Source organism: Zavarzinia sp., from assembly GCF_041650655.1.
GTDB lineage: Bacteria > Pseudomonadota > Alphaproteobacteria > Zavarziniales > Zavarziniaceae > Zavarzinia.
Window position 1 is genome coordinate 1 of sequence record NZ_JBAZKR010000159.1, and the last position, 6423, is coordinate 6423.

Below are 6423 nucleotides of genomic sequence, written 5' to 3' on the forward strand. Positions count from 1 at the left end.
GGTCTGTTCCTTCACGGCGAAGCGGGCTTCGAGGAAACGCAGCACCGAGGTGTGGTCGAAGACCTGGGAATTGACCCAGCCACCCTTGCTCCAGGGCGAGACGATGTAACAGGGCACGCGCGGGCCCGGGCCGTAGGGGCGGCCGTCCGGGGTCGGCTGGCCGGTGGTGCCTTCAGGCGCCGGATGGGTGAAATATTCCGACGCGAGATCGGCCGCGCGCATGGTGGTCGCGCCGATGGCTTTGCCCTTGGTGTCGAGCGCGGGCACGGCCGGCGGCGGGACATGGTCGAAGAAGCCGTCGTTCTCGTCGAAATTGACGATCAGCACGGTCTTGGACCAGACCTCCGGCACCGCGGTCAGGGCGTTCAGCGTCTCCTGGATGTACCAGGCGCCCTGCACCGGGCTCGACGGGCCGGGGTGTTCGCTATAGGTGTCGGGCGCCACGATCCAGGTGACCTGCGGCAGCTTGCCCGCCTTCACGTCCGCCTTGAATTCGGCCAGCAGGCCGGCCAGCGGCATGGTGTTGCCGACGCCCTTGTAGAGCGGCGCCATCTTGTCGTGGATCGACGAGATATAGGGAATATAGGGGAAGCCGCTGGCGAAATTGCCGACCTTCTGGCTCGCCGCGCGGTACTGGCGGAAACCGGCGAGCGGGTTGTCGGTGAAATTGTTGGGCAGGTTCTGATAGACCTTCCAGGTCACGCCCGCGGTCTCCAGCCGCTCCGGATAGGTGCCCCAGGTGAAACCCTTCGCCTTGTCGTCCAGGCTGTCCCATTCGTTGGTGACGACCGCGACGCCGGCTCCGGTCGGGCCGTTGGTGCCGGTCCAATGCACCAGGCGGTTGGTATTGGTGCCGGTCTGCGTACCGCAGTGATAGCCGTCGCAGAGCGTGAAAGCATTGGCCAGGGCGAATTGGAATTCGACCTCGGCCTTCGTGTAATAGCCCATGGAGCGGTCGGTCTTGGCGGCCGGCCAGTCGGTCATGCGGCCGAGATTCCAGGCCGCCTGGGCGTCACCCCAGCCGTGCGGCGTGCCGTCGACGCGCTGGGCGTTGCCGGCGCTCTGGTCGAGGTGATAGGGCATCACGATACGCGAGCCATTCCACTGCTGGAACACGGTGCGGCCGTCGGGCAGCGGGATCGTGAAACGGTCGCCGAAGCCGCGCACCCCGGCCAGCGTGCCGAAGTAATGGTCGAAGGCCCGGTTCTCCTGCATCAGGATCACCACGTGCTCCACGTCCTTGATGGAACGTGTAGCGTTATTGGCCTGGATCGCCAGCGCCCTTTCGATCGATGCCGGAAACACCGTCGCCGCCGCCGTGGTGCCGAACAGCGCCGCCGCCGACTTCAGGAAACCACGCCTGCTCTCGTCCGTCATGCCAAGCCCTCCGCAACGAAAAGACCGCCCCGCCCGCGACGCGTGCCGCGGCGCCCTCGGAAACGGTCACCTCTCCATGGCGGGGAGCATTGCCGACATTTGTGTCAGTGGTGTTTCCCCGCCATGACAAGGGAGCGGAAATGTCGCCGAAAGTGGGGCGATCCGTGGTTCTTTCACACCATGCGGCGTCTCAGAAGGGAAGCATGAGGTCTCCGCCCCCCAGCGCCAGCACGGGCAGCGCCGCCACGGCCAGGCCCGGCCCTAGCGGAATACCGCGCGGCCGTCCCGTCGCTCCGTCCAGGGCGAATCGGCGGGCGAAGGGTGCCAAGGCGAGTGCCACGAGGGCGCCGAAGAACAGCACCTGGGCGACCGCGCCGGCACCGCCCCAGGCGCCGATCGCGGCGACCAGTTTCCAATCGCCCCGGGCCAGCGCCTCGCGCCCCAGTGCCGCCTCGGCCAGAACCGCCGTGCCGGCCATCAGGAGGTAACCGAAGGCGGCTCCCAGCACCGCCTCGTCGGCACCGACCGCGCCGGGCGCGCAACCGTCGATGGCGGCCGCGCCGAGCCCGAGCCAGAGCAGGCCGAGGGTGAGCGCATCGGGCAGATAGCCCCCGAACCAGTCGACCGCCGCCGCGACATAAAGCAGTGCCGCGGCGGCACAGAGCAGTGCGATCCGGTCGAGCGCCGGCGGCGCCAGCGCGGCCACCGTCAGCAGCGCCAGCGCACCACCCGCTTCGAGCAGCGGATAGGCACGCGGGATCGGCGCCCCGCAACAGGCCGCCCGCCCGCGCAGCATGAAGAAGCCCACGAGCGGCAACGCCCGCCGAGCCGCGATCGGCGCCCCGCAGGAGGGGCAGCGCGACCGCGGCCGCCACAGCCCCTGCCCCGGTATCCGGCCTTCGATCAGGGCCGGCCAGCGCTCCACCGCCACGGTCGCGAAACTGCCCACCAGCGAGCCGGCCAATGCCGCCATCGCCAGCACCAGCCACAGGGCCGGCCCCGCCAGCGTCATCAAGCCGTCATCTGCCGCGAGGCATAAGGAAGTCATGGCGATCACATCCCTGGTCATGGCCTGCGCACTGAAGGCGGCCGCCCTCTATGGCGTGCCCTCCGCCGGTGTGCTGGCGATCATCGAGGCCGAAGGCGGGCGCCCCGGCCTGGTGCATGAGAACGGCGACGGCAGCCGCGACCTCGGCCCCATGCAGGTGAACAGCCTGTGGCTGCCGACCCTGGCCGCCGGCTGGGGCGTCGATGCCGCCGCGGCCGAAACGGCCCTGCTCGACCGGCCCTGTACCAATGTCTCGGTCGGCACCTGGATCCTGGCGGACTGCATCCGCCGGCGCGGTGGCGACTTCTGGCAAGGGGTCGGCTGCTATCATGCGCCGAGCGACCCTGCGCGTGCCGCCGCCTATGCCGCCCGCGTCTCGGCCAAGGCGGCCGCCCTGTTCGGTCGCGGGATCTTCGCGGCGCCCTGATCTCATTGCCAGTCCCGCACCACGAAGGGCCGCGCCGCGTCGCCGGTGAATTCGACCACGGCCATGCGCGTCAGCCGGTCCCGGGCGCCGAGACCCGCCGTCACCGTGACCCGGACGATCTTCTGCGCCAACACCTCGTCCGCCGCCCAGGTGGTGGCACCGTCCTGTTGGTGGCGGGCGAGCAGCACGGGAAAACCGTCCGGCACCCGCTCCATCACCGGCGCCCAGTCAAGCAGGGCACGCACGAAAGGTCCGGCATAGCGGGCATCGACACTGCCCGCATCCGCCCGCGGCACGAAGGAGAGCACGGGTCCGAGGCGGGTCAGCAGGCCGCCGTCCATCCCTGGCAGCACGGCCATGTCGCCGATCGCGCGGAAGGGCCGCCGCCGTGCCGCCTCGATCGTACGGGCCAGGGTTTCGCGCCGCTCCCCCTGAAGGCCCAGGGCGCCGAGCAGGGCGCGCAGCAGCCGCCCGTCCAGGGCATTGAGCGGCAGGCGGCCGCGCTCGTCCTCGACTGCAATTTGAAGGGTTACGCCATCGAAATTCGCGCCGTGGGGCCGGCCATCGACCGGCCAGCGCGCGGCCCCCGCCCGGGCCACGCCTTCGATCGCCAGGGCGATGCCGGCATCGGCCGCCGCCGCCAGGCGGGCTTGCACCATACGGCCCGCCAACAGGGCCGTGCGTCCCCTGCCCTCGTCCACCACCACCAGGGCGACCAGGGCGAAGACGGCCAGCGCGACGATCGCCGCCGGCAGGGCGAAGCCGCGCTGGCGTCCTCTCACTTCGGCGTCTCGGGCTGTATCGGCAGCGGCGTCACGCTGCGGATCTTTTCGCGCAATTCGTCGGTGATGCGCTTGGCGTCGGCGGCGTTCCGCACCACCCGCGGGGTCAGCAGGACCAGGAGTTCGGTCCGGTTCTTCTTCCGGCTGGTGGCGCCGAACAGGCGGCCGATCAGGGGAATGTCCTTCAGCACGGGAATGCCCGTATTGCCGTTTTCCCGGTCTTCGGTAATCAGGCCGCCGAGCGCGATGGTCTGTCCGTCCTCGACCGCGACCGAGGAAGCCACCTTGCGCTGCTGGATGGTCGGCGAGTCCAGTTTGGAGGTCGTGGTGTTCACCACATTGCTGACCTCCTGCGAGATGTCGAGGAGAACGACGCCGCTGTCGTTCACCCGGGGCGTGATCCGCAGGATCACGCCGGTGTCGCGGTATTCGATCGAATTGACCACGCGGGAATCCGAGGTGTCGACGCTCTGCGCCGTCTGGGTCGCCACCGGGACCTGGTCGCCGACCTGGAGCGAGGCGGTCTGGTTGTTGAGGACCAGCAGCTTGGGCGCCGAGACCACGTTGATCGAGGTGATGTCGGACAGGGCGTTCAGCGCCGCCGAAATCGTGCTGCCGTTGGTCAGCAGGTAGGAGAAGCCGGGGAAGGTCTGGCCGACCGCGCCGCTGGTCAGCTCGCTCAGCGAGAAATTGCTGTTGCCGGTGTGGAAGAACCATTGCACGCCGAAGCGCAGTTCGTCGTTCAGCGTGACCTCGGTCACCGCGGATTCGATCATTACCTGAAGCGGCAGGACGTCGAGCCGGCGGAGCGCGTCGGCGACGATGTCGTATTGCTGGGGCTTGGCGTGGACGACGATCGAATTCGAAGTTTCGTCGGCGCTGATCGCGACGGACCCTTCGGCGTCACCGAGATCGACCGCAAGCGGCGCGCTGCCATCGATCGCCGGCATCACCGGCGGCGCCGGCAGGCTGCCCGCCGTCACCGTGGCCCCGGCGGTGGCGAGGCCGGCGCTGCCGGCGCTGCTGTTGCTGACCGCGGCCTGCTTGTCGCCGCCGAAGGCCGCGGCCAGGACCTTGGCGAGATCGGCCGCCCGCCCGTTCTGCACCCGATAGACGAAGAGCCGGCGGCGCGTCCCTTCCGCCTCGCGGTCGAGCATGGCGACCAGGCGGCGCACCCGTTCGAGATAGTCGGCGCGGGTGGCGATCGCCAGGATGCCGTTCAACTGCTCGATCGGCACGAAGCGGACGGTGCCCGCCGTGGGCACGCCTTCGGCGTTCAGTGCCTCCGTCAACTGCTGGACCAGCGCGCGGCCGTCGGTCCACTGCGGCACGATCAGGGCGAAGGAGACGCCGCGCAGCCAGTCGACGTCGAATTGCGCGGCGAGATCGCGCACCGTGCGCCGCCCGGCCGCATTGCCGGCGACGAAGAGGATGTTCCGGGCATCGTCGGCCGCAACCTCGGTCCCGGCCGGCACCATGCGGTCGAGCAATTTCTTCAACTCGGTGGCCGAGACATAGCGGAGTGTGATCGCCTCCGTTCCGGTGCCGGGATCGTCGGCACCGATCAGGCCGCTGCCCCGCGCCGCCCCCGCTTCCGCCGGGGCGATCCGATAGGTCTCGCCCTCACGCAGCAGGGCGAGACCGGCCGATTGCAGCCCCGCCTCGAAGGTCGGCAACACCTGTTCGCGGCGGATGGGGCTGCCGGTGGCAATGGTCAGGCGGGCATCGACCCCCGGGGTCACGACATAGGTGAGGCCCAGCATGTCGCCCAGCACCGCCTTGGCGACATCGCGCACCGGGGCTTCGGTGAAATTCAGGGTGATATCGCCGTTGGCCGCCTCGCGGACCGGGGGCGGTGCCATGAAACGGCCTGTGCCCGGCATGATTTCCGCCCGTGTCGCCACCGGCACGTCGTCGCGGCTGCCCGGGTGGAGCGGCGGCGGTGCCGGCCGCGGGGCCGGCGGCGCGGTCGCAGCGGGCGGTGCCAGGGGCACGGCAGCGCCGACCACGGTCGCCCCGGTCACTTCCGTCCGGGGCTGGCTCTTGCAGCCCGAAAGAACCAGGGCGAAGGCGAGCAGGAGCTGGCCCAAGGCTTGGCGGGTCATGGTGCGATATACCTCTCGATGCCCGGCAGGCTCCGCATCTCGGGGGGCAGCCAGGGCGGCAATGGGGCGCTGCCCGGCGCCGGTACAACGGGCGCGGGCGGTGCGGCGGAAGACGGGATCGGGGCCGATGTCGCAGCGGGCGCGGCGGCTGTTTCGATGCTGAGCACGATGGTGTCGCCGCCGCGGCCCAGCACGACACGCCGCGGCTCGATCGAGACGAGCTGCCAACCGGCGGCGGTATCGCCCGGGCGGACCCGTGCCGTGCTGCCGTCGGGCAGGCGCAGCCAGGCCGTCGCCAGGCCACCGCCGGTGACGACGCCGAGCAGGCCGAAGGGCGCTGCTGCTGCCACCGCGGCCGGACGCCGGCTCTCCGCGAACACGGGGCGCTCCAGGATCTCGGGCAGATCGGGGGCCGCCGGTGTCGTCGCGGCCGGGAGGCGCAGCGCCAGTCCGTCGTCCGCCGCCGTCCCGCCGGACAGTGGCACCGCAAGCTGAAAGACGGCCAGCGCCGCCAGAAGGAGGCTAGCCGCCGCCCAGGGCACTGCCTGTCGCATCGCCGCCCTCCTTTCCGTCCGCCGGAACCGCGAGCCGGACCCGCAGGTTCAGCGCCGCCGCATCCCCCTCGCCCTCGATGTCGATCTGGTCGACCCGCACGAAAGGCGCTTCGGCCGCGAGGCGGCGCAG

The 6423-nt window shown here is 70.5% G+C and carries 6 protein-coding genes; 1 reads left to right on the forward strand and 5 read right to left on the reverse strand.

Annotated elements, in window-relative coordinates:
- Window positions 1-1377: phosphocholine-specific phospholipase C (locus WC493_RS21070; RefSeq protein ID WP_373068230.1), on the reverse strand; the 1377-nt coding region annotated here is incomplete at its 3' end.
- Between the two features lie 190 nt (window positions 1378-1567).
- Window positions 1568-2425: an A24 family peptidase gene (locus WC493_RS21075; protein WP_373068232.1), complete on the reverse strand. Its 858-nt coding sequence runs from the start codon at window positions 2423-2425 to the stop codon at window positions 1568-1570.
- Between WC493_RS21075 and WC493_RS21080 the strand changes: the two genes are divergently transcribed.
- Entirely contained in the window at window positions 2424-2852 is a 429-nt protein-coding gene (locus tag WC493_RS21080; RefSeq protein WP_373068234.1) for a lytic transglycosylase domain-containing protein, read from the forward strand. The two genes, WC493_RS21075 and WC493_RS21080, sit on opposite strands and share 2 nt — an antisense overlap.
- Window positions 2853-2854: 2 nt before the next feature.
- Here WC493_RS21080 and WC493_RS21085 read toward each other — a convergent pair whose 3' ends face one another.
- From WC493_RS21085 to WC493_RS21095, 3 genes are read right to left on the reverse strand one after another with little or no spacing between them, the layout of a single operon-like run.
- Entirely contained in the window at window positions 2855-3634 is a 780-nt protein-coding gene (locus WC493_RS21085; RefSeq protein WP_373068236.1) for a hypothetical protein, read from the reverse strand.
- Entirely contained in the window at window positions 3631-5739 is a 2109-nt protein-coding gene (gene gspD, locus WC493_RS21090; protein WP_373068238.1) for a type II secretion system secretin GspD, read from the reverse strand. Before gspD ends, WC493_RS21085 begins: the two co-directional genes overlap by 4 nt.
- Complete coding sequence (locus WC493_RS21095; protein ID WP_373068240.1) at window positions 5736-6293, reverse strand: hypothetical protein; 558 nt, start codon at window positions 6291-6293, stop codon at window positions 5736-5738. The genes gspD and WC493_RS21095 overlap by 4 nt, the downstream gene beginning before the upstream one ends.
- Between the last annotated feature and the right edge of the window lie 130 nt (window positions 6294-6423).

What these genes read in the sequence shown, in the direction of transcription:
- WC493_RS21095 (WP_373068240.1), bottom strand. Translation starts at nt 6,293, where the DNA reads ATGCGACAGGCAGTGCCCTGGGCGGCGGCTAGCCTCCTTCTGGCGGCG.
- gspD (WP_373068238.1), bottom strand. Translation starts at nt 5,739, where the DNA reads ATGACCCGCCAAGCCTTGGGCCAGCTCCTGCTCGCCTTCGCCCTGGTT.
- WC493_RS21075 (WP_373068232.1), bottom strand. Translation starts at nt 2,425, where the DNA reads ATGACTTCCTTATGCCTCGCGGCAGATGACGGCTTGATGACGCTGGCG.
- WC493_RS21080 (WP_373068234.1), top strand. Translation starts at nt 2,424, where the DNA reads ATGGCGATCACATCCCTGGTCATGGCCTGCGCACTGAAGGCGGCCGCC.